This window comes from Pseudomonas sp. Xaverov 83 (assembly GCF_019352905.1).
Classification (GTDB): domain Bacteria; phylum Pseudomonadota; class Gammaproteobacteria; order Pseudomonadales; family Pseudomonadaceae; genus Aquipseudomonas; species Aquipseudomonas yamanorum.
Genome location: NZ_JAAAFU010000081.1, coordinates 96,859 through 119,134, shown reverse-complemented (window position 1 = coordinate 119,134; position 22,276 = coordinate 96,859). Strand labels below are relative to the sequence as shown.

At 60.6% G+C, this 22,276-nt stretch carries 25 protein-coding genes; 19 read left to right on the top strand and 6 right to left on the bottom strand.

Annotated elements, in window-relative coordinates; genetic code table 11:
• Window positions 1-103: 103 nt before the first annotated feature.
• The 11 genes from K0H47_RS26835 to phnX all read left to right on the top strand — a co-directional run bounded on the left by K0H47_RS26835 (window position 104) and on the right by phnX (window position 10,540).
• On the top strand, window positions 104-370 hold the full coding sequence (locus K0H47_RS26835) for a PepSY domain-containing protein (RefSeq protein WP_017476120.1): 267 nt from the start codon (window positions 104-106) through the stop codon (window positions 368-370).
• A complete protein-coding gene (locus K0H47_RS26830) occupies window positions 370-915 on the top strand; it encodes a cytochrome b/b6 domain-containing protein (protein WP_093201418.1) in 546 nt (181 codons plus the stop codon). Before K0H47_RS26835 ends, K0H47_RS26830 begins: the two co-directional genes overlap by 1 nt.
• Window positions 916-938: 23 nt before the next feature.
• Complete coding sequence (locus tag K0H47_RS26825; protein ID WP_257626750.1) at window positions 939-2,207, top strand: exo-alpha-sialidase; 1,269 nt, start codon at window positions 939-941, stop codon at window positions 2,205-2,207.
• Window positions 2,207-2,806 carry a hypothetical protein gene (locus tag K0H47_RS26820; protein WP_219273897.1) on the top strand — a complete coding sequence of 200 codons (600 nt, stop codon included), beginning with the start codon at window positions 2,207-2,209 and terminating at the stop codon, window positions 2,804-2,806. The genes K0H47_RS26825 and K0H47_RS26820 overlap by 1 nt, the downstream gene beginning before the upstream one ends.
• A complete protein-coding gene (locus K0H47_RS26815) occupies window positions 2,806-4,824 on the top strand; it encodes an LTA synthase family protein (protein ID WP_218263887.1) in 2,019 nt (672 codons plus the stop codon). The genes K0H47_RS26820 and K0H47_RS26815 overlap by 1 nt, the downstream gene beginning before the upstream one ends.
• Before the next feature lie 276 nt (window positions 4,825-5,100).
• Complete coding sequence (locus tag K0H47_RS26810; protein ID WP_063033012.1) at window positions 5,101-5,577, top strand: ImmA/IrrE family metallo-endopeptidase; 477 nt, start codon at window positions 5,101-5,103, stop codon at window positions 5,575-5,577.
• 25 nt (window positions 5,578-5,602) lie between these two features.
• The gene (locus tag K0H47_RS26805) at window positions 5,603-6,097 is read left to right on the top strand and encodes a hypothetical protein (RefSeq protein WP_177025465.1); all 495 of its coding nucleotides are present in this window, start codon (window positions 5,603-5,605) and stop codon (window positions 6,095-6,097) included.
• A 137-nt stretch (window positions 6,098-6,234) separates the two neighbouring features.
• Window positions 6,235-7,326: an iron-containing alcohol dehydrogenase PsrA gene (psrA, locus tag K0H47_RS26800; RefSeq protein ID WP_219273896.1), complete on the top strand. Its 1,092-nt coding sequence runs from the start codon at window positions 6,235-6,237 to the stop codon at window positions 7,324-7,326.
• A 93-nt stretch (window positions 7,327-7,419) separates the two neighbouring features.
• A complete protein-coding gene (locus K0H47_RS26795; protein WP_063033015.1) occupies window positions 7,420-8,715 on the top strand; it encodes an MFS transporter in 1,296 nt (431 codons plus the stop codon).
• A gap of 36 nt (window positions 8,716-8,751) precedes the next feature.
• Complete coding sequence (locus K0H47_RS26790; protein ID WP_219273895.1) at window positions 8,752-9,624, top strand: LysR substrate-binding domain-containing protein; 873 nt, start codon at window positions 8,752-8,754, stop codon at window positions 9,622-9,624.
• Between the two features lie 88 nt (window positions 9,625-9,712).
• Window positions 9,713-10,540, top strand: coding sequence for a phosphonoacetaldehyde hydrolase (phnX, locus tag K0H47_RS26785; RefSeq protein WP_093201440.1), 828 nt, complete (start codon window positions 9,713-9,715; stop codon window positions 10,538-10,540).
• A gap of 39 nt (window positions 10,541-10,579) precedes the next feature.
• On the opposite strand, the gene K0H47_RS26780 is transcribed toward phnX, so the two are convergent.
• The gene (locus tag K0H47_RS26780) at window positions 10,580-11,545 is read right to left on the bottom strand and encodes an oxidoreductase (protein WP_063033017.1); all 966 of its coding nucleotides are present in this window, start codon (window positions 11,543-11,545) and stop codon (window positions 10,580-10,582) included.
• Between the two features lie 97 nt (window positions 11,546-11,642).
• Between K0H47_RS26780 and K0H47_RS26775 the strand changes: the two genes are divergently transcribed.
• Window positions 11,643-12,587 carry an AraC family transcriptional regulator gene (locus tag K0H47_RS26775; protein WP_093201448.1) on the top strand — a complete coding sequence of 315 codons (945 nt, stop codon included), beginning with the start codon at window positions 11,643-11,645 and terminating at the stop codon, window positions 12,585-12,587.
• On the opposite strand, the gene K0H47_RS26770 is transcribed toward K0H47_RS26775, so the two are convergent.
• From K0H47_RS26770 to K0H47_RS26760, 3 genes are read right to left on the bottom strand one after another with little or no spacing between them, the layout of a single operon-like run.
• Entirely contained in the window at window positions 12,551-12,997 is a 447-nt protein-coding gene (locus K0H47_RS26770) for an NUDIX hydrolase (protein WP_063033019.1), read from the bottom strand. The two genes, K0H47_RS26775 and K0H47_RS26770, sit on opposite strands and share 37 nt — an antisense overlap.
• 30 nt (window positions 12,998-13,027) lie before the next feature.
• A complete protein-coding gene (locus K0H47_RS26765) occupies window positions 13,028-13,411 on the bottom strand; it encodes a cytochrome c family protein (RefSeq protein ID WP_003210355.1) in 384 nt (127 codons plus the stop codon).
• A 27-nt stretch (window positions 13,412-13,438) separates the two neighbouring features.
• A complete protein-coding gene (locus K0H47_RS26760) occupies window positions 13,439-13,960 on the bottom strand; it encodes a GNAT family N-acetyltransferase (RefSeq protein ID WP_219273923.1) in 522 nt (173 codons plus the stop codon).
• Between the two features lie 124 nt (window positions 13,961-14,084).
• On the opposite strand from K0H47_RS26760, the gene K0H47_RS26755 reads away from it, so the two are divergent.
• The 4 genes from K0H47_RS26755 (at window position 14,085) to K0H47_RS26740 (ending at window position 18,265) form a co-directional block, all read left to right on the top strand.
• Complete coding sequence (locus K0H47_RS26755; RefSeq protein ID WP_219273894.1) at window positions 14,085-14,804, top strand: SDR family oxidoreductase; 720 nt, start codon at window positions 14,085-14,087, stop codon at window positions 14,802-14,804.
• Between the two features lie 142 nt (window positions 14,805-14,946).
• Complete coding sequence (locus tag K0H47_RS26750; protein WP_063033022.1) at window positions 14,947-15,324, top strand: response regulator; 378 nt, start codon at window positions 14,947-14,949, stop codon at window positions 15,322-15,324.
• A 101-nt stretch (window positions 15,325-15,425) separates the two neighbouring features.
• Window positions 15,426-16,040, top strand: a complete 615-nt coding sequence (locus K0H47_RS26745; RefSeq protein WP_063033023.1) for a biliverdin-producing heme oxygenase — start codon at window positions 15,426-15,428, stop codon at window positions 16,038-16,040.
• The gene (locus K0H47_RS26740) at window positions 16,037-18,265 is read left to right on the top strand and encodes an ATP-binding protein (protein ID WP_219273893.1); all 2,229 of its coding nucleotides are present in this window, start codon (window positions 16,037-16,039) and stop codon (window positions 18,263-18,265) included. The genes K0H47_RS26745 and K0H47_RS26740 overlap by 4 nt, the downstream gene beginning before the upstream one ends.
• A 358-nt stretch (window positions 18,266-18,623) precedes the next feature.
• On the opposite strand, the gene K0H47_RS26735 is transcribed toward K0H47_RS26740, so the two are convergent.
• Together K0H47_RS26735 and K0H47_RS26730 are read right to left on the bottom strand one after the other, a co-directional pair.
• Window positions 18,624-19,943, bottom strand: coding sequence for an ATP-binding protein (locus tag K0H47_RS26735; protein ID WP_219273892.1), 1,320 nt, complete (start codon window positions 19,941-19,943; stop codon window positions 18,624-18,626).
• Entirely contained in the window at window positions 19,940-20,650 is a 711-nt protein-coding gene (locus tag K0H47_RS26730) for a response regulator (protein WP_023659139.1), read from the bottom strand. The genes K0H47_RS26735 and K0H47_RS26730 overlap by 4 nt, the downstream gene beginning before the upstream one ends.
• Window positions 20,651-20,814: 164 nt before the next feature.
• On the opposite strand from K0H47_RS26730, the gene K0H47_RS26725 reads away from it, so the two are divergent.
• The 3 genes from K0H47_RS26725 to K0H47_RS26715 all read left to right on the top strand — a co-directional run bounded on the left by K0H47_RS26725 (window position 20,815) and on the right by K0H47_RS26715 (window position 22,190).
• Window positions 20,815-21,603, top strand: coding sequence for a VacJ family lipoprotein (locus K0H47_RS26725; protein ID WP_063033026.1), 789 nt, complete (start codon window positions 20,815-20,817; stop codon window positions 21,601-21,603).
• Window positions 21,593-21,871: a hypothetical protein gene (locus K0H47_RS26720; protein WP_081253212.1), complete on the top strand. Its 279-nt coding sequence runs from the start codon at window positions 21,593-21,595 to the stop codon at window positions 21,869-21,871. Before K0H47_RS26725 ends, K0H47_RS26720 begins: the two co-directional genes overlap by 11 nt.
• Before the next feature lie 112 nt (window positions 21,872-21,983).
• Window positions 21,984-22,190, top strand: coding sequence for a hypothetical protein (locus tag K0H47_RS26715; protein WP_063033028.1), 207 nt, complete (start codon window positions 21,984-21,986; stop codon window positions 22,188-22,190).
• Window positions 22,191-22,276: the final 86 nt, after the last annotated feature.

The window sequence follows — 22,276 nt, the reverse complement described above, 5'->3', positions numbered from 1 at the left end:
CCGGCGCCATTTTGGGAAAGATGTTACGGGCCGTTGCCAACTAAGCTTTCGCTAAGGTTGGTTTTGCACAGTGAAATCTCCCACATCTGCTGAGAGCGTTTCCATGCGTAAAATTCTCTTGCTGTCGCTGATTATCGCCAGCCCCATGGCCATCGCCGGCCCGCAATGCACCACTGCCGAGCGCTCGCAATGGCAGGACCAGAAGGTTTTTCAGGAGCAACTGAAAGCCCAGGGCTACGAGATCAGCAAATTCAAGGTCACCGATGGCAACTGCTACGAGATCTACGGCTTTGACAAGGACAAGCGCAAGGTCGAGATCTACCACGATCCAGTCACCGGCAAGGCCGTGAAGACTGAGATCAAGGGCTGATGCCAGCAACCTCCCTGCGCCTCTGGGACCCGGTGGTGAGGGTGTTTCACCTCTCCATCGCCGGCGTCTTTGTAGCCAATTACTTCTTCAACGAAGCAGGCGACGACTGGCATGTATGGCTGGGTTATTACGCCATGGCCTGGTTGCTGGTGCGGTTGGTGTGGGGATTTTTCGGACCGCGCAGCGCGCGCTGGTCGGACTTCTGGCCAACGCTGGAACGGCTCAAGGGCCACGTACGTTCACTGCTCAACCGCCGACCACAGCATCGCCTGGGCCATTCGCCCATCGGCGCGCTGGTGATGATCCTGATGTTGCTGGCGCTGCTGACCCTCGGTGTCAGCGGCTTTTTGATGCAGGAAGTCGACGCCCTGTGGGGCGCCGATTGGCCGCTGCTGTTGCACGAAACCGCCGCCAATGTGCTGGCCGGCCTGGTGGGCGTACATGTACTGGCGGCGGTGTTTGAAAGTATCCAGGTGCGGGACAACCTGCCTTTATCCATGCTCACCGGCCGCAGGAGGCGCCTGCCGGATGACCGTGCGCAGTAATCCTTTTTTCCGACAGGTTCTCTATGCGCCCGCTTTTAATGATCTGCAGTCTGCTGGTGGTATTTTTCGCCGCCTGGCAAAGCCATCCGCCCCACGTGCTGGCACCGTTTGCCCAAGGCCCCAAGGACACCTCGCCAACAGCGGCCGCCCCGCAATACAGCAGTCGCTTTGTCTCTTCGCAGCTCAATGACTTTGTGCATTCCTCCTCGGTCACTGCGCTGCCCGGCGGCGACCTGATGGCCGTGTGGTTTGCCGGTTCTCGCGAAGGTGCCGCCGATGTGCAAGTGCGCACCGCGCGCTTTGACGCCAAAAGCGCCGAATGGGGCCCGGAGCAAGTACTCGCTACCCGGGAAAGCACCCGCGACGGCACTCACCGCTACATCCGCAAGCTGGGCAACCCGGTGATCGCCCTGGCGCCGGACAATCGCCTGTGGATGTTCTACGTCTCGGTGTCGGTAGGCGGCTGGGCCACCAGTGCGATCAACGTGATGGTCTCGGACGATCTCGGCACCCACTGGTCTGCACCTCGGCAATTGGTCACTTCACCGTTTTTCAACATCAGCACGCTGGTGCGCGCCGCGCCGGTATTCCACGCCGACGGTTCCATCGGCCTGCCGGTGTACCACGAGTTCATGGGCAAATTCGCCGAGTACCTGTACTTGAGCCCCGAGGGTGCGGTGGTCGACAAATTCCGGATCAGCCGAGGGAAGAATTCGCTGCAACCGACCATCGTGCCCCAGGACGGCCAGCGCGCCATCGCCATGCTGCGTTACGCCGGCGAGACCCATCACAAGGTCCTCGCCAGCCGCACCGAAGACGCGGGCCAAACCTGGAGCGAGCCCTACCCACTGGAGCCGTCCAACCCCAACTCCTCGTTGGCAGCCGTCAGCACTGAAGGCGACGGCTTGCTGGTGGCCCTCAACGACCTGCAGGACGGTCGCTTCAAGCTGAGCCTGTACGGCACCGATGCCAAGCTCAACCAGTGGCGCACCGTGGTGGAACTGGACCAATCCCCCGACCCATTGGGCCAACCGTTCTCCCCCGAAGCCTACAAGGAAATTATCGGTGAAGGCTTCCGCGCCTCCAGCGGTGCCCTGCGCCTGCCGCTGGAGCAACGTTTCCTCAGCAGCCTGGATTACCGGGTGTGCAAACCCCGTGGCTGCGATTTCGAATACGAGTACCCGTACTTCAGCCGTAGCCCGGACGGCATGTACCACCTGGTGTACTCGTGGAATAACACCTTTATCAAACATGTCAGCTTCAATGAAGCCTGGCTGTCGGAGCGCCTGTGATGGTTTCTGTATGGCAAGCCCATTTGAGCTTTGTGCTGTTGGGTTTTGTACTGCTCAGCCTGCTACGCGTAATGGCGCCCTGGCGGCCGTGGTTGCTGCCGGTGTTGGTGGTGGTGAGTTTTATCCCGGTCAACGAGCTGCCGCTGGCGGCGTATGTGCGCAGCTTCACCGACGACCTGGCCATCAGCACCCTGGTGTTGTTGGCATGGGTCAGCCTGTGCCATTTGGGTGTGGTGCAACCGCTCCAGCGCCCGCAGAAGGTCCAGGTGTTGCTGCTGTTTGGCGCCCTGAGCCTGGTGCTGTACCCCGCGACGATGGGCCTGACCTATTTCGATCCCTACCGCTGGGGTTTCAACCCTCGGCCGATGATTGTGCTGATCGGCGTGGCGGCGCTGTTGATGCTCTGGCTGCGTAATACGTTGGCGGTGTGGATGCTCGCGGCGGGCACCCTGGCGTTTGCGCTTCGGCTCAAGGCCTCGGAAAACTACTGGGACTATCTGATCGACCCACTGCTGACGGGCTACTGCCTGGTGGCCGGGTTGTGGATGCTGGCGATGGCTGCCTGGCGCCCTCTTTTAAAACTGCACAGAGGTCAATGATGGGATGGTTGTACTCGCGCCGCCTGCGCTACGGCGTGGGCGCGATCGGTTTGGTATTTGCGTTGCTGGCCGCACTGCGGCTGGTGTTTGTATTGGGATTTTCCGGAGTCGACCTCAGGGAACCTGCACTGCTGGAAACCTTCGGGATAGGCCTGCGTTTCGACCTGCGCCTGGCGGTGCTGATCCTGCTGCCCCTGGCCCTGCTCGCCTGGCTGCCACGCTGGAACCTGCTGACCGTCCCCGCCCTGCGCTGGTTGGCACGGGGTTATCTGCTGCTGGCGCTGGCCATCGTCGGGCTGGTGTACATCATCGACTTCGGCCACTACGCCTACCTCGGCGTGCGCATCAATGCCACGGTGCTGCGTTATCTGGAAGACGCGCAGATTTCCCAGCAGATGGTGTGGGAAACCTACCCGGTGCTGTGGATAACCTTGAGCTGGCTTACCGCAGTCGGCCTGTGGACCTATGCCCTGGTTCGTCTTGAACGCATCACCCTGAATGATGAACGCAAACCCATCGGCAAGTTGACCATTGCATCCGTGGCCACCGTTGGCGTGATCGCGGTGTTGCTGGCCCTGCTCGGCCGCGTCGCCAACCTCAACCTCGAAAACCCGGTGCCCCTGCGCTGGAGCGATGCGTTCTTTTCCGGCAACAACCAGATCGCTGCCGTAGGCCTCAATCCGGTGCTGTTTCTGTACGACACCCTCAAGGTCGGCCAGTCTCAATTCGATGAGGCGCGGGTGCGAGAGTATTACCCGGAAGTTGCGAATTATCTGGGGGTCAGCCAACCCGATCCCGAGCAATTGAGCTTCGCCCGCGAACAAGCCGTGCAACCTTATCGGCTCAAGGGCGAACGCCCGCCGAACGTGATTTTCGTGATGCTCGAATCCCTCGGCACCAGCGCTGTGGGCGCCTACGGTAACCCGCTGAACCCCACGCCGAACCTCGACAAACTGGCGAAGGAAAGCTGGTTCTTCAAACACTTCTACGTGCCCGTCACCGGCACCGCCAAAACCGTGTGGGCGAGCATCACCGGCGTACCCGACGTCACCCGCCAGGAGACCGCCACCCGCAATCCGCTGATCACCCGGCAACACACCTTGATCAACGCGTTCGAGGATTATCAGAAGCTCTACATGATCGGCGGCAATGCCGGCTGGGCGAATATCAACGCGCTGATCCGCCAGAGCATCGACGGCGTGAAGCTCTATGACGAAAGCCACTGGCGCTCGCCACGGGTGGATGTGTGGGGCGTTTCCGACCTGGACCTGTTCAAGGAAGGCGACGAACTGCTGCGCGCCATCCCCAAGGACCAACCGTTCTTCGCCTACCTGCAAACCTCCGGCAACCACCGCCCATTCACCATCCCCAAGGCCAACGATGGCTTCAAGGTGCACGACCTGACCGTGGAGCAAGTCCAGGCCGCGGGCAGTCGCAGCGTCGAGCAATACAACGCCGTACGCCTGCTGGACTTCAACATCGGCCGCCTGATGGAAATCGCCAAGGCCGGCGGTTACTACGACAACACCATCTTCGTGTTCTTCGGCGACCACAACACCCGCATCAGCCAGATTCCGCACATGGCGCCGGCATTCGAGCAGCTTGGCCTGGAAAGCAACAACGTGCCGATGATGATCCACGCCCCCGGCCTGCAACCCCGGGTGATCGAAGAAGCCGTCGGCCTGGCGGACCTGCTACCGACCGTCGCCGGCATGGCGGGCATTCCGTTCCGCAATGGCGCGATGGGGCGAGATATCCAGCAGCCTGCGCCGGAAGGCGAGCGCGTGGTGCCGCTGGTATTGCGCGAGGGCACGTTCCCGCTGATCGGTGGCGTGACTAAAGACTTCCTGCTGCAAATGGAACACGACGGCAGCTCGCCGACCCTGCATGACCTGGCGTCGCAAACACCGAGGGAAGATGTAGCCCAGGAATACCCGGAAGAGTTTCAGCGCCTGCAGGGACTGACTCGGGGGCTGCATGAGAGTGCGCGGTTGATGTTGTTCCGGAACGTTCGTTGAAGCCACCAGCAGCCAGGCCACTGTAAACCACACTCTTTGCAATACACCGGCTAAAGTGCCACGCTTTCAGGGTTCAGCAGGAGGTACTACTTTGTCGTGGTGTGCAGCCAGCGTTGCTTGGAAACCCATCGGGGCCATAGCATCACTCAATTTTCTTTTCGATTTCGCGATGCCTATATAGAGGTCCCGCACCCGCTATTCCTGTATTTACCCACAGTGTTCTGTATCATTCTCGCCCCCTGACATAGGGGGCAACCAGTAAGGAGGAGGTCGCTTATGCCAGTTCGCCAAGCCCAGGCTATCCTGGCTCGCTACTGGAATCGCCAGATCCCGGTGGACCCTTCAGCGTTAGCGATAAGTATGGGGGCCGACGTCTTTGCGGACCCTGACATGATCTGGAGCGACCTGAGCGGACGTTTCGATTATGAAAACGGAAGGCCCACGATCCGCTTCAACCCCGATGATGCGTGGGTGCGCCAACGGTTCACGATTGCCCATGAGTTGGGTCATATGGTGCTCAACCATGGTAGGTCGATGCGGGATAACTCCGCAAATTACTCGACTCATGCTGATCATTATAAAGAGCAGGAGGCCAACGCATTCGCTGCCGAACTGCTCATGCCAAAAGAAGTGGTCGACTGGATCATCCCGCGCTACAACCGGGATGTCGGGGCCATGTCGCGTGAGCTTGGGGTTTCTGAGGCCGCGATGAGATATAGATTGATCAACCTCGGTTACCTCTCAGACTACTAATCTAAACAACAGCCAAGGAGGCGCGATGAATCCAAGCAACGCCAGCAATGCGCAAAAGAAAGGCGAAGATATGGGCGGGTCAGAAGACAACCCTGACGAGGCCATGAAGCGCTCCCTTGTCCCGCCATCGGGCGACCCTGTTGAAAGAAACAAGGCGCAAGCCGACTGGAATGAAAAACTGCTCAAGGAAGGTGAAACCAGAATCCTTCATCGAAAACTGTTGTTTCGCTCAGTAGCCTTTGTTTCATGCCTGTTATTTATAGCGTTTCTTTACTACTTGTATTGGGCTAACAACCACCCTTACCGGCATGTAGACCATATGGTGTTATGGCTATTGGCAGTCATGCCAATGGGATCTATCTTCATACTCGTCAAATTATCGAATGAACCCGCTGAAACCAATAAACCTGCAGCGCTTATGTGGCCGGAAGAGGCAATCAAAATCGGCCACAAAGTAGTCGATGTCATAGCTGATGTAGTAAAGGATAAACTTTCCCCCAAGAGTGGCAACGGAGGTTAACTCCGCACTTCAGTCTCCGTTGAGCTTTTTTTTCATATCGGCCCAGCCAATCCATCCCCCCAATCTATCGATTTGAGGTCCACCTCACCCTCCCCGACTATGGCGGCACTTCCAATAACAAAAACCAGGAACCCGCCATGACTGCCCGCTTCCACAACCCGGTAGACACCCGCTTCGGCTGGGGCTGCCTGCAAGCACTCGCCACCCTCACCGAAGGCCAGAGCGTCGCCCTTGTCACCTTCCCCGAAGCCCGCGAGCTCGGTTTGGTAGACCGCATCCAGGCCCTGCTGGGTGACCGCCTGGTGTACGTGATCGAAGACGTGCAGCCCAACCCCGACGTGGCTCAACTACGCGACACCTACGAGCGCTTCTGGCAGCAGGCCGGTGACTGCCAGGTGGTGGTCGCCGTCGGCGGGGGCAGCGCCATTGATACGGCCAAGGCCTTGATCGTCGGCACCGAATCGGGGGATTTCGACGAGTTGCTGGCGTTACTGGCCGCCGGAAAACCTTTCGTGCCCGCCCGTCACAAGCAACTGATTGCCGCACCGACCACCGCCGGCACCGGCAGTGAAGTCACACCATGGGCGACGATCTGGGATTCCGCGAGCCTCAAGAAGTATTCGCTGCACCTGGACTGTACCTGGCCGAAAGTCGCGATCATTGACCCGCAGTTGATGTTGACGGTACCGGCCGGAGTCACGGTGTCCACCGGACTGGATGCCTTGTCCCATGCGCTGGAGTCGATCTGGAATATCAACGCCAATCCGATCTCGGACACCTTCGCCATCTCCGCCATCGAAGACATCCTGGAATGCCTGCCCCGCTTGCGGCGCGACCTCGGCAACCAGGAGCTGCGCTCACGGATGGCGCTGGCGGCATTGAAAGCCGGCCTGGCCTTTTCCAATACCAAGACCGCCCTCGCCCATTCCATCTCCTACGAAATGACCTTGCACCACGGCTTGCCCCACGGCATCGCCTGCTCCTTCACCTTGCCGCTGGTGCTGGGCCTGGCATGGGGGCATGACGCCGCGCGTGACCGCACCCTGCAACGCATATTCGGCACCGACCTGCACCAGGCCCAGACGCAGTTGCGCGACTTCCTCCATAGCCTGGACGTGAAGACCGAGTTTGCCGACTACGGCGTGAATGCCAGCGAGGCCGAGGCGATGATCCGCTTTGCCCTGCAAGGCGCACGCGGCAAGAATTTCATCGGCGCGCAAGCGGCCTAGACTCATCGTAATTCGGTCGTTTCCTGTTGCACCTATCAAGAGTGCCCCCCGGCGGCTGCGGTCGCCGGGGCGAATAACAATAAGGAAAACATCATGAATCGTGCACACGTGCTGCCTGTTCCTGCCGTCCGTACTTCATCGTTCCGCGTTGCCCAGTGGCGCATGCTGCTGGCAGCGATGTTTTGTTATCTGTTTTTCTACACCGGCCGCCAGACCTTTGGTTTTGCCATCCCCGGGATCCAGGCCGAGTTCGGCCTGACCAAGGAAACTCTCGGCTGGGCCTCGGCCGCGATGCTCTGGGCCTACGCGATTGGCCAGGCCATCAACGGCAACCTCGCCGACAAATTCGGCGGGCGCCGCATCATGACCCTTGGCGCGGTGCTGTCCTGCGGGGCCAACTGGGTCACCAGTTTCGCCAGCGGCTTTGCCGGGTTGATCCTGCCGTGGGGCATCAACGGTTACTTCCAGGCCCTCGGTTGGGCGCCCGGCAGCCGGCTGATTTCCAATTGGTGGAGCGCCGGCGAGCGCGGCAAGGTGTATGGCTTTTATGTGTTCGCCGCCGGGTGCGCCTCGGTCCTGTCGTACGTCACCTCCATCGTGGTGCTGGAAGTGTTCCAACTGGAATGGCGCTGGATCTTCCGCCTGCCGGTGCTGTTGATGTTGGCGGGCGGCATCATTTTCTACCTGGTGGCCCGCGAGCGGCCTCAAGACATGGGCTTCGAGCCCCTGGCCGATACCGGCGTGGCGAATGCCGAAGACAAGAATCATGAAGTGGCCCACGGCGAAGTCGAATCCTCGGCGCAGCGCTACAAAGCGGTGCTGAAGAATCCGCGGCTGATCATCGCCGCGATCTCCCTGGGTTTCCAGAACGCCGCCCGCTACGGCCTGATCGTCTGGGTGCCGGTGCACTTCCTCGGGGCCAACTGGAAAAGCGGCGACAGCATGATCGACCCCAAGTGGATCACCGTGGCCCTGCCGGTGGGCATGGCCATCGGCGCCCTGAGCAATGGCTGGGTCTCGGACAAGCTGTTCGGCTCCAAACGCTACTTGGCGATCATGCTCTACATGTTCCTCGGCGCCGCCACCAGCCTGTGGATGTGGAGCCTGCCGCCCCACAGCGCAATCGGCCTGGTGGCGTTGTTCCTCTGCGGGTTCTTTGTATACGGTCCGGCGTCGAGTTTCTGGGCGTTGTGCCCGGACCTGGTGGGTGCCAAGCGTGCGGGTACGGCCACGGGCGTGATGAACTTCTCATCCTATCTGTTCGCCGGCCTGGCGGAACCGCTGATCGGCAGTATGCTCGACAGTACCGGCAACACCTCACTGATCTTCATCGTCGTGACCTCGGCCTGCCTGTGCAGCGCGGCGGTAGCGTTGTTTATCCGACGTTGATGACCGGCCCGGCGGACCTCAGGAACAGGACTCTTTATGTACCAGTACCACAAGTGGCTGCGCTCGTTTCATGCGGTGGCGAAGACCGGCAGTTTCACCCTCGCCGCCGAGTACCTTAGCGTCGGCCAGCCGACCGTCAGCGAGCAGGTCAATGGGCTGGAGAGGCAGTTCTCGGTGGAGCTGTTCCACCGTCGCGGGCGGTTTATCGAGATGAGCGCGGCCGGGCACGCCCTCTATGGAATCACCCAGGGGCTGTTCGGCCAGGAGGATGAAGCCATGCAACTGTTGCAGAGTTTCAAGCAGCGCAAGACCGGGCTGCTGCGCTTGGGCGCGGTGTCGCCGCCGATCGCGATGAACCTGACCTACGAGCTGATGCAGCGCCACCCGGACATCGAACTGGAAACCTCGTTTTCCCCGGAAAAGGAAACCCTGGACCGGCTCTTCAACTTCGATATCGACGTGGCGATCCTGGCCCTTTCGGAGTTCGACCAGCGCTTCGATACCCAGCTTTACCGGCGCTATCCGATCATTGCAGTGGTACGCGATGACCATCCATGGGCCCAACAGAAAGAGGTGCACGTGGAACAGATCAGCCGCGAAAAGTGGGTGATGCGCGAGAAAAGCTCCCGCACCCGGCAACTGGTGGAAGAAAGCTGCAAGCGCCAGGGCGTCGCCGTGAACTGCGTGATGCAGTTGAACAGTCGCGAAGCCATCGTGCACGCAATCTCCAAAGGCATCGGCATCGGTTTTGTGTCCGCTGTGGAATACGCCGAAACCCCGGGCACCACACCCATCACCTTCGTCGACCACCCGTTTTTCATCGACTACCACCTGTGTTGCCTGGGGATCCGACGCAACCGACCGATGATCGCCGAGCTATTCGAGGCCAGCCCGATCCCGGTGACCTGATCGCCTTACCCGTTTAACCCCTCACCAGGCGCTTACCTCTTCTTCGACAGAGGGACGGCCTGCTCACATCTGAAAATGGAGACTTGCCATGCACTACCAACAACCTTCCAAGCTGCAAGCCGTGGTCCTGGATTGGGCCGGCACTGTCGTCGACTTCGGCTCCTTCGCCCCCACGCAGATTTTTGTCGAGGCGTTCGGCGAGTTCGGCGTCGCCGTTTCCCTGGAGGAAGCGCGCGGCCCGATGGGCATGGGCAAGTGGGATCACATCCGAACCTTGTGCAACCAGCCGCAGATTGCCGAGCGTTATCGGGCGGTGTTTGATCGCTTGCCAACCGATGAGGATGTCACCGCACTGTATGAACGCTTCATGCCGTTGCAGATCGAGAAAATTGCGCTGCATTCGGCGGTTATTCCCGGGGCTCTTGAGGCGATCAAAAACCTGCGCGAACAGGGTTTGAAGATCGGCTCCTGCTCCGGGTACCCGGCGGTGGTGATGGCCAAGGTGGTCGAGCTGGCGCGGCAGAATGGCTACGTCGCCGACCATGTGGTGGCGACCGACGAGGTGCCCAACGGGCGCCCGCATCCGGCGCAGGCGTTGGCCAACGTGATTGCCTTGGGCATCAGTGATGTGGCCGCGTGCGTGAAGGTCGACGACACCTGGCCGGGGATTCTGGAAGGCCGCAGCGCAGGCATGTGGACGGTGGCGTTGACCTGTTCGGGCAATGCACTGGGTTTGACCTATGAGCAATACAAGGCACTGCCCGCTGCTGAGCTGGCGCTGGAGCGCGCGCGTATTACACAGATGTTCGAGGGCTCTCGGCCGCATTACCTGATCGACACCATCGTCGAACTGCCGGCGGTGATCGAGGACATCAATGCGCGTTTGGCGCGCGGGGAGACACCGCAGGGTTCTTGATGGGCCGATGGGGTCAGCGCGCTGACCCCACACCGCGGCCTACCGTCCTGCGACAAGCTGTTCGCTGAGTGTCCACAACCGCTGTGCCAACCCCGCATCCACTGCCCACGGCCTGACACCCAGGTGTTCTTCCGATTCCGCACTCATCGCAACCGCCACATCACAGTTTTCACAATAAACCCCACCCATTCCCGCCAACTGCCCGCTCACCGCACACCACACACTGGTGGCCGCGCCTTGCTCCGGGGTTTTCATGTTCCGCTCAGGGTCGATCACCGGTTTCCCGTGCTCGTCTACATAGCCCGAAGCCTGCAGGATTTCAGCCTTCATATGCCGCACCAGGTCGGTAATGATTCCGCCAGGATGAACCGCAAACGCCCTCACCCCGCTGGCCGCACCGAGGGTGTCCAAATGCACGGCGAACAGTGCATTGGCGGTCTTGGACTGACCGTAAGCCTTCCATGGATCGTAGGTTTGGCGCTCGAAGTTCCAGTCGTCAAAGTCGACGGCACCGTGCACGTGTCCCCGTGAGGACAGCGCCACCACCCGCGCGCCTTCGGCGCGTTGCAAGGCCGGCCACAGGCGCTGGGTAAGCAAGAAATGCCCGAGATGGTTGGTGGCGAACTGGGACTCGTAGCCTTGGGCGTTACGACTCAGCGGCGGCGCCATGATGCCCGCGTTGTTGATCAGCAGGTGCAGCGGGCGGCCAGTCGCCAGAAAGCGCTCGGCAAACTGCTCGATGGAGTGGGCGTCCATCAGGTCGAGGGGTTCAAGTTGCAGCTGTGGATAAGGTTTGAGTGCGGCGCGTGCCTTGACCAAGTCACGCGCCGGGACGATCACGTGTGCGCCAGCGGCGGCCAGGGTACGGGCGGTGACCAAGCCAATGCCGGAGTAGCCACCCGTGACAATCGCCACCTTGCCCGAGAGATCAACGCCTCGGATTATTTCGGCAGCGGTGGTTGCCGCTCCATAGCCGCTATGGATCGGTTTTTGTGCTGTGGGCATGACAGAGCCTCCATTAGACGTGTGGTTAACACGCTACGCCCGGAAAGCCGTACTCTGAATACTCGAACATCCCGTTTACCTGCGTAAAAGTACGGATATGCACAGCGACCCGTTTTCCGAGATTCTCACCTTCGTGAATGCTCAGTCGGTGATGACCGGCGGCTTCAGCGCGGGCGGCGCCTGGGCCCTGCGTTTTCCGGCGCCGGACAAGATCAAGTTTTTCGGGATGGTGAAGGGGCAGTGCTGGCTGTGCCTGGATGGCGAGGCTGCGCCGGTATTGATTGAGGCGGGCGACGTGTTCCTGCTGTGTGCACAACGCGCGTTTGTGCTTGCGGGCGATGTGTCGGTCACGCCTTTGGAAGCGCGGCAATTATTCGCTGACGCCGGTCGCTTCCCGCAAATCGGTGACGGCCAGGGCTGTGTGCAAATCGGCGGCTACGTGCAACTGGATCCGGAAAGTGGCGGACTGCTGGCCAACGCACTGCCTCCTCTGATCCACGTGCGGGCCACGGCGCCGCAGGCGGCGATCGTGCAATGGCTACTCGGCCAGTTGGCACATGAGGGGCAAGCCAATTTGCTCGGGGCGAGTCTGGCATCGGCGCAACTGGCGCAGTTGATGTTTATCCAGATCCTGCGGGCCTACGTCGAGACCTCGGGCGTATTACCCGAAGGCTGGCTGCGCACGGTCAGCGACAAGCGCCTGGCCCCCGCGCTGCGCTTGATGCACAGCGAGCCGGGGAGTGCCTGGACGCTGGAAGAACTGGCTGCGGCGGCTGCAATGTCGCGCACTACCTTTTCGCAATACTTCAAGAGCGTTGCCGGGGTGCCACCGCTGGCGTACCTGACCGAGTGGCGCATGCGCCTTGCGCAACGAGCGTTACGCGAGGGGAATCTGTCAGTGGGCGTGTTAGCGCTGTCGTTGGGGTACGGGTCTGAAAGCGCGTTCAGCAATGCCTTCAAGCGAGTAACAGGAAAGGCCCCGAGGCATTATCGGGATGCGTGCCGTCAATCCAGTAGTGCGGCGCCTTTGAGCAGCGCGTAAAGCCCTTCCGGCACCAGTGGCGACTGCGCAGTAAAGCTTGAGCTGTCCTTCCAACTCACCTTGAACGCAAAACCATTGCTTTCGGCACCGTCGAGGTACGGTTGCTCGTACAGGCTCTGGTCCTCAAATTGGCCATCGTAGACCTGGACGATCTCGTGCCCGGGGTTGCCGTCGTAGGTGAAGATACTTTCAAGCGTGCCGAGCAGGCGCAGGCTGTGAATCGGCTGCGCCAGTTCCTCCTGGACTTCTCGCACGATGGCCTCGGCGCTGTGTTCACCGAATTCGATGCCGCCACCGATGGGGCGAAAGACTGTCTGCTGTTTCACCGCATCCTGGAATTCGTGAACCAGAATTCGACCGTTGCGGTGAAAGATACAAAGGGCAAGCGCCCGGATACGCGGTGCGACCATGGGGTGAAATCCTTGTCTTGGGATCGGTGTTTATTGCGCCTGAAATGTCGCAAGGTACGCCAGCAAATTGTCGATCTTCTCCTGATCGCTGATCCCCCAGAAAATCATCCGGGTGCCGCTCACCACCTTTTTCGGCGCCTCGATATAGGCGGCCAGCTTGTCCCGCGTCCAGACCACGCCTGAATTTTTCATCGCATCTGAATACTGATAGTCAGTGGTGGTGCCAGCCGGTCGACCAATGATGCCGTTGAGTTGCGGCCCGAAACCGCCCCGTGCATTTTCGCCGACGCTATGGCAACCGCCGCAGGTTTTGCTGAACAGCTTTCCACCGGCTTCGGCATCTCCCGCCGCCGCTGCCGGTAGGCTCACGAGACCGGCAATCAGGGCGAGGCTGAATAATACGACGTACTTCATAGGTAACTTTCCATCCGATGTGCCGGTTCAGCTGGGGACCTGCCATGACATGGCACAGCGACTGCCCGGCGCAAAACCGTGACGATACTCCTCACGCAGAGCCTCTGCCAAACGATGATCCGGCGCCAGCGAATGTGCTTGCTCAAATCCCAGCCGCTGATAAAACGGGCTGTTCCAGGGCACGTCGCAAAATGTGGTCAAGGTGACTGCCCGCAACCGGCGCGAGCGAGCCTCATTCATCACGGCCTCAAGCAATTGCCGCCCTGCGCCACGGCCCTGCATGACCTGCGCCACCGACAGCTCATGGATGTGCAGGTCGTCATCAAACATCTGTGCACTGAGAAAACCCTGGGTTTGGCCAGCAGCATCCACCGCCACCCAACACGTACCCAACGCGATCAACTGCAGATGACGTTCAACACTCATGACCTCGGCATCGGCCAGCCAGCCCAAGGATTCGATCGCACGAAAGGACTGGGCCGCACTGCGCTCTATTGCAGGTAAAAACACTGCGTCGGGCGCGGCGGCAAGTCGGATAACAGTGAGCATGAGGCAACCCGGGATCGTTGAAACACCTGAGATTAACATCTGGAAACAGCCACTCAATTGATATCACCCCACCACTCTGCTTGCATGCCCGCTCCTCTCGGCACAGCGGTTCAGGAGACAAGCGATGAAAACCATGGTGGTCGGTGCAAGCAAAGGATTGGGCAGGGCCTTGATGGAAGGGCTGGGCGGGGTTGGGGATACGCTGATCGGGGTGTCCCGCAGTCGCCCTGATCCCTTGATGTGCAGCACTGGCGCCGAGGTGCGCTGGGTGGAAGCAGACCTTGGCGTGCCTGGCCACGCGGCGCACGTCATCGAACAGGCTGTGGCGGCAGGCGGGCTGGACACACTGATCTATAACCTGGGCATCTGGGAGGAGCGGGCGTTTGATCCGGCCTATAGCTTTCTCACCGACGAGGACACGCAATTGGAAGCCATCGTCAGTTGCAACATCACCGCACCGCTGTTGTTGATCAAGCGGCTGCTGCCGGTGTTAATGAAGAGCTCCCAGCCGCGCATCATCCTCACAGGCTCGACCTCGGGACTGCCTCAGAGCGGCCGGCCCGAAGTGGCGTTCGGCGCCTCGAAATTCGCCTTGCGCGGCATCGCCGATGCGCTGCGTGAAGGCTATCGCCAGCAGCGCCTGGGCGTCACTTGCCTGAACCTGGGCTATCTGAATACCGAAGATTCCTTGAGCACCTCACGCACCCAGGCCGAACAGCGCGGTGAGGGCCAATTGGTTCCGGTGCATGACGTGGTGCAGGTGGTGCGTATGGTCTTGAGCCTGTCCGGCGCCAGTTTCGTCAAGGAGCTGACGTTGCCGGCGCTGCTGGATGAACGCTTCTAGCAGGTTTCGCAAGTGGAGCGCCCTGCCCTGACGCAACGCCAAGACAACCAAATGACCACCCATCGCATAAAACACATCCAATCGAACCTAATCAACGGCGCCCCACTCCACCTTACTTAACCCGGATGGTGGAGTAAGGATCATGGCTCAGCCATCGATATTGGTGCTGGAAGACGACGAAATCATTCGCTCGTTGATGGTGGATGTACTGGAGGATTTCGGCGCGGTGGTGACCTCGTTCCCTTCCGCAGACGAAGGAATGATTTTTCTGGAGCGGGCCAGTGATCCGGTAGACTTGATTGTCAGCGATATCCAGATGCCCGGCTTGCTCAATGGCTACGATTTGAGCAAGGTAGTCGCCCATCGCTGGCCGACGCTGCCCGTGGTACTGACTTCGGGCAACACCGCAATGGCTTCGCAGTTGGGCAGCACCGTGCGGTTCCTGCCCAAGCCATGGACCACCCAGCGCCTGCTCGATTGCGTGCAGTCGGCCCTGGTACAGGCCCCGCCCATGCATTGATAGCATCGCGATATCAGCTAACCCGAACTTCGCGGCAGTTCCTGCGGTCAGTTATCAGGCAACCCTACATGGCCAGCAGGCCCCCAGTTCGAGTTTACTGAATGCATTCACAGGCCCATGACGTTGGTGCGCCACCTGTACTTGAAGCCCTGCGCTCGGGTACTGCGTTACTGCACGTCGCCCTGGAAAAGCGCTTGCCGTTTTTCTCTCCGCAGCTGAATCACGACGGCTACCGACGCCTGCTCCAGGCCTACTACGGGTTCTACAAACCTCTGGAAGCAACGCTGAACGACAGCGGTTTGATCCCTGCGGGATTTGATCAGGTGCTGCGTCTGAAGACGCCAACCTTGTTGGGGGATCTCCACGCCCTGGGCCTGGACGACCAAGCCATCGCGGTGCTCCCCCACTGCTCATCGCTGCCACCCCTGGACACACCCGCCGCCTGCCTGGGCGCGCTTTACGTGGTGGAAGGCGCCACTCTGGGTGGGCAGATCCTGCGCCGGGAAATGGCCGGGCGCCTGGGACTGGATGCCGACAATGGCGGCGCGTTTCTCAATGTGTATGGCGCTGAAACCGGCCGGCGCTGGAAAGACTTTCTCAATTACCTGAGCCATGTGCCCCTCGACGCGCACGCCAAACTGCGCGCCGTGAACGCGGCCCGCTCGACATTCAGCTGCTTTGAGCAATGGCTCGACAGCCAGGAGGTACTGCTATGAAACCCGAAGATTTTGAAGAACTGCTTGCCAACTGTGCAGACGAACCCATCCGCTTCCCGGGGGCCATCCAGCCCCACGGTGCACTGCTGACTCTGTCCGAGCCGGACCTGCATATCGTGCAGGTCAGCGCCAACGTAGCCGAACTGTTCAACCACTCACCGGAATCCCTGCTGGACCAGCCGCTGCACACATTGATCGGCATTGAACATGCCGAAGCCGTCCAGGCCATGGTCACGCAAAACAGCTTTTTTGATGCCCCGCCGCTGCATATGACCCTCAACGGCTCGGAGTTCGAAGGGTTGCTGCACCGCCATCAGGATGTGCTGGTGCTGGAGTTCGAGCCACGGCTCAAGGATTTCCAGCCGCGGGCGCTCAATGGCCGGACCAGCAACCTGGGCAAGATGCTGCAACGCCTGCAGGCGGCGAAAACCCTGCAAGCCTTGTATGAAATCAGCGTCAACGAAATCCAGGCCATGACCGGCTACGACCGCGTGCTGATTTATCGCTTCGAAGAAGAAGGCCACGGCCAGGTGATCGCCGAAGCGTCGGCCCCGTCCATGGAGCTGTTCAACGGCCTGTTCTTCCCGGCCTCCGACATCCCCGAACAAGCTCGGGAGCTGTACCGCACCAACTGGTTGCGGATCATCCCCAATGCCGACTATGAGGCTGTGCCACTGGTGCCCCGGTTGCGCCCGGACACCGGCCAGCCACTGGACCTGAGCTTCGCTACCCTGCGCAGCGTGTCGCCGATTCACTGCCAGTACATGAAAAACATGGGGGTGCTGTCGTCCATGAGCATTTCCCTGATGTCCGGCGACAAACTCTGGGGCCTGATCAGTTGCGGCAACCGCCAGCCGCTGCTGGTGCCCAATGACTTGCGCACCGCGTGCCAGACCATTGGCCAAGTGCTGTCGTTGCAGATCAGTGCCATGGAAGCCCTGGACCTCAGCCGCCAGCGCGAAGAAAAAGTCGAAGCCCTGGCCTTGCTCAGCCAGGCCATGCAGGCCTCACCCGCGAACGTCTTCGACGGCCTGGCGCAGCGCCCGCAACTGCTGATGGACCTGACCCTCGCTGGCGGTGTGGCGATCATCGAAGACAAGCAACTGCACCGCTACGGCAACTGCCCGGAACCTGCGCAAATCCGCGCCCTGCACAAGTGGCTGCAAGAAACCGGGCAGCCGGTGTTTGCCAGCCATAACCTGTCCTCGGTGTACCCACCGGCAGCTGAATATCAGCACGTCGCCAGCGGTGTGCTGGCCATGAGCTTGCCCAAGCCGGTGGACAACGGTGTGTTGTGGTTTCGCCCCGAAGTGAAGGAAAACATCAACTGGAGCGGCGACCCGAACAAACCCCTGGACCTGGAAAGCACCGACGCGGGCCTGCACCTTCGCCCGCGTACTTCGTTTGAAATCTGGAAGGTGGAGATGGCCGGCATTTCCACCAAATGGAGCCACGGCGACCGCTTCGCCGCGAACGACCTGCGTCGCTCGGCCCTGGAAAATGACCTGGCCCGCCAGGTGCTGCGTGAACAACAGGCCGTGCGCGCTCGGGATGAGCTGGTGGCGGTGGTTTCCCACGACCTGCGCAACCCGATGACGGTGATCTCGATGCTCTGCGGCATGATGCAAAAGGCCTTCAGTTCCGATGGCCCACACACCTCGCGACGGATTTCCTCGGCCATCGACACCATGCAACAAGCCGCCGGGCGCATGAATGTGCTGCTGGAAGATTTGCTCGACACCTCGAAGATCGAAGCCGGGCGCTACACCGTCAAGCCGGTGGCGCTGGACGTGAGCCAGATGTTCGAAGAGGCCTATTCACTGCTCGCGCCCCTGGCGATGGAAAAGGGCATCGACCTGTCCTTCAATGCCGAACCCGGGCTGCAAATCAATGCCGACCCGGAGCGGCTGTTCCAGGTGCTGTCGAACCTGATCGGCAACGCCATCAAGTTCACCCCGCGCCAGGGCAATATCGGCATCAGTGCGTTGAGCAATGGCGAAGAGATTGTGTTTTCGGTGCGTGACTCCGGCGAAGGGATCGCCCCTGATCAGTTGCCTCATGTGTTTGATCGCTACTGGACTCAAACCGAAAACAATCCCACCGGCAGCGGCCTCGGGCTGTACATCACCCAAGGCATCGTGCAGGCCCACGGCGGGCGGATCGAGGCTGAAAGTGAGTTGGGGCGGGGCAGTGAGTTTCGGTTTACGGTGCCCAAGCCGGCTTGAAACTGCGCCTCATCGAGACGGCGAAGCAAATGGAAACCCAGAGGCCCGGAACGCTGGACCGGGCCAGGGCCACTGATCAGGACGCACTCAAAGGGAGGTGAATGCGCACTTCACGTCCTTTCTAATGAGAGCCAACATCTATGTCCTTTCCAATCATTGGCAGCGCTTTCCATATCCAATCCTTCAATCAACCCACTCATTCGCCTCAAGCCACTCAACCCGTCCAACCTGTTCAGCCGGCCCCCAAACCAAACGATGAGCCCTCGCGTAGCAGCTCCAGCCAGCAAAGTTTTCAGTCGAATAGCGGTAATCTGACTGATCTGGGAAAAGGCAATTTGCCGTGAGGGTTTAAGCCTTCCTAAACCGGCAACACCACCACGGCGGCCAACCCGCCACACGGGCGATTCTCCAACGTCAGCGTTCCACCGTGTTCCAAGACAATCGCCCGTGCCGTGGAGAGCCCCAAACCGACCCCGCCGGTACTTTTATTGCGTGAGCCTTCCAGCCGAAAGAACGGCAGGAACACCTGCTCATGCTGCTCCTGCGGGATGCCCGGGCCACGGTCCAGTACCCGTATCGTCACCACGCCCGGACTCTGTTGCAGTTCGATTTCCGGCGCCCGCCCGTAGTGGATCGCATTGTCCATCAGGTTGGTCATCACTCGCTTGAGCCCCAGCGGGCGACCGAAATACACCAGCCGTGGCGGGCCATTGAAGGTGATGTCGATGGACTGGTCGCGGTAATCGTCAATCAGCGTTTGCAGCAACTCAGCGAGGTCCAGTTGGGTGGCCTGTTCCAGACGCGCATCGTCGCGAAAGAATTCCAGCGCGGTGTTGATCATCGCCTGCATCTCGTCGACATCCCGGAACAGGCGGTGCTGCTGGTCGGCATCCTCGATAAATTCACCCCGCAGGCGCAGGCGGGTCAGCGGCGCCCGCAGGTCATGGGAAATCGCGGCGAGCATCTGGGTGCGGTCCTGGATGAAGTGCTGCAACTGCGCCTGCATGCCGTTGAACGCGAGGATCGCCTGGCGAATTTCGTGGGGGCCGACCGGCTCAACGGGCGGCGCACGAAAGTCGGCGCCGAAACGGCGCACGCCCTGGGTGAAATGCTGTAATGGCCGGGCCAGACGCCGGGTGGCAATCAGCGTGACCAACGCGGTGGAAATCAGCACCAGCATCAGCACCACCAGGCTGCGCGGGCCCTCCGCCAGGCCCCAACTGCGGGACGGCGCGCTGAATACCAGCCACGATTGATCAACCAGCTGCACCATCAGCACATAGTGCCCGCCGGGGCCTGGCCAATCAGATGGCTCATAGACCTCCATTCGCCGTTCCGGCCCCTTGAGTAGCTGTTTAAACAGCTGATCGGAATGAAAAACCGGGTCTTCCAGAATCGGCACATCAATACCTGCGCGGGTGGCCGACCAACTCACGTTGAAACTGTCGTCACCCACCGCCTGTGTCAGTGGTGGGCGCTGGGAAGGCTCCGCGGCTTCGATCATCCGTACGATCACCGCGACCTTTTCCAACAGGCCCGTTTCACTCAACGGCGGCCTGGCCCAAACGCCGGCCAGTTGCACGAACAAGGCGTTGAAGGCCATCGCCGTGAGCATCGCAATCAGGATGGTCAGGGCAATCCAGCGGGCCACGGTGTCCCGGGGTTTGAAGCGGCTCATGAGCGGGTCACCGCGACGGTGAACTGGTAACCACCGTTACGCACGGTACGAATCATCGCCGGGCGCTTGGTGTCGAACTCCAGCTTGCGTCGCAGGCGGCTGACCTGCACGTCGATGCTGCGGTCGAACGCGTCATGGCTATGGCCCCGCGCCAGGTTCAGCAATTGCTCGCGGGTGAGCACGCGCTGCGGGTGTTCGACGAACACCAGCAGCAGGTCGAACTCCCCGGACGACAACGGGATCATCACCTGGTCCGGCGAGCGCAACTCACGGCGCGTCAGGTCCAGTTGCCAGCCGGCGAAACGAATCAGCGGGCGCGACACGTCGCCCAACGTCGGTCGGTTTTCACCCGCCCGACGCAGTACGGCGCGCACCCGGGCAAGTAATTCACGGGCATCGAAAGGTTTGCTCAGGTAGTCATCGGCGCCCATTTCCAGGCCCACCACGCGATCACTCAGTTCGCCCATGGCGGTCAGCATGATCACTGGTGTTGCGTATTGCTGGCGCAGGCGCTGGCACAGCAACAGGCCGTTATCCCCCGGCAGCATCAGGTCGAGGATAATCAGGTCGGCAGGCGTACGCTCCATGGCCGCCCACAGCTCGGCGCCATTGGCGGCGGTCTCGACCGTGTAGCCATGTTGCAGAAAAAATTTCTTCAGCAGGGCGAGGACCTCAAGGTCATCGTCCACGATTAAAAGATGGCTCACCGGTGGGCATCACTTGGTCTTGTGGATGCGCCATCTAAAACCATTCGAGGCGGCCCGTCATATATTTCAATCGTGCAATAAAGCGTCAACGGCGCAATAAAGCAGACATCTTTGCGCAAGCCTCGAATGCCAGCATCGGTCTCCTTTTTCCGGAGACTGTGCTTATGCGTTCGCTGACGTACCCCCAGCACCTGGCTCGCCAGGCCGTGCTGTTACTGACCGTGTCTTACCTGACGGGCTGCGCAAGCCCGGCCAACGTGGCGACTACTACACGCTGCGCACAGGTTTCCTACCCGGTGTATGACCCTGCCGAGCCGGTCAACCGGGGCGTCTTCGCCTTCAACCGCGCGGTGGACGACTATGCCCTGGCGCCTGTAGCCCGCGGCTACCGATACCTGCCGGATTTTTTCCAGCAGGGTGTGCATAACTTCGCCAGCAACTTCAGCGAGCCCAAGGTATTTATCAACGACCTGCTGCAAGGCAACCCTCGGCGCTCGGTCAACACGCTGGGACGCTTTGCGGTGAACACCACCGTGGGAATCGTCGGGTTGATTGATGTGTCGGACCCGCTGGGCATTCCCCGTCACACCGCTGACTTCGGCCAGACCTTTGGCGTGTGGGGGATTGGCAACGGCCCGATCGTGGAACTGCCTTTGCTGGGCACCGGCAACAGCCGCGATGCGGCGGGCAAGGTCTTGAACTTCCTGGTGGCGCCGCTGGGCGACAGCGATACCGTACAAACCCTGGACACCATCAGCCTGGTAGGCGGTACGGTGGATACGCGCGCGTCGTTGCTGCCGCTGACCGACAGCCTGCAAAAGTTGCCGGACTACTACAGCGCCTTGCGTAACGTGGTGGCCGAACACCGCGCGGCCTTTGTGCTGGAGGGCAAGCAGGGGGCGACGTCGCCCCGGGCCGATGATTGCGCAAAGGGAGCGGGCGATGATTTCTGATTCAAGCTCCCTGATTCTGCAACATCAGGTCCGCAGACGCGGCGCCAACGCCCTGCTCTGCCGGGAAACGCGCTTGCATCTCTCTGGCGACCAGAGTCGGCTGATCCTCAGTCGCTATGTTGAACAGTACAGCCCGCAGGGTGTGCGATGGGTCGAGCGCCAACACAGCGTGGCACTGGCCGATGTAATGCGCTGGCTGATGACGTCGGGAGAAGCATCCGTCACGACCCATGAACCCCATAAGAAGGTGGACCTGACAACGTCATAATTTGACGCGAGACGTTTATAGCGAGGCAACCAGGGGATGCGTAATTTCTCGCTCTCCTTGATAGCGCTGGCTATCAATGCAGACAGCCTCTCTTTTAAAAAGGAACATCGCCATGATCGATGCTATGAACAGCTCCTTTGCACAATTGCCCACCCCCTCTGTCTCCACTGAACAACCTGCGCCGGTACGAAACAAGCGAAGCCTTGAACCGTTCGCCGAAGCGAGGGATACCCTTGACTACAACGGCGCCTCGTCCAGCGACCGGGGTCGTAAAAACTCCGGCGGCCTGGACAACCTCGGCGGCGGCCGCCTGCCCTGACTCTCCAACTGGAGGGCAGCAGCGCTGCCCTCTCACTGGGTTCATGCCTTGACAAAACACTGACATCCATTGAGTTACCCTTTGCC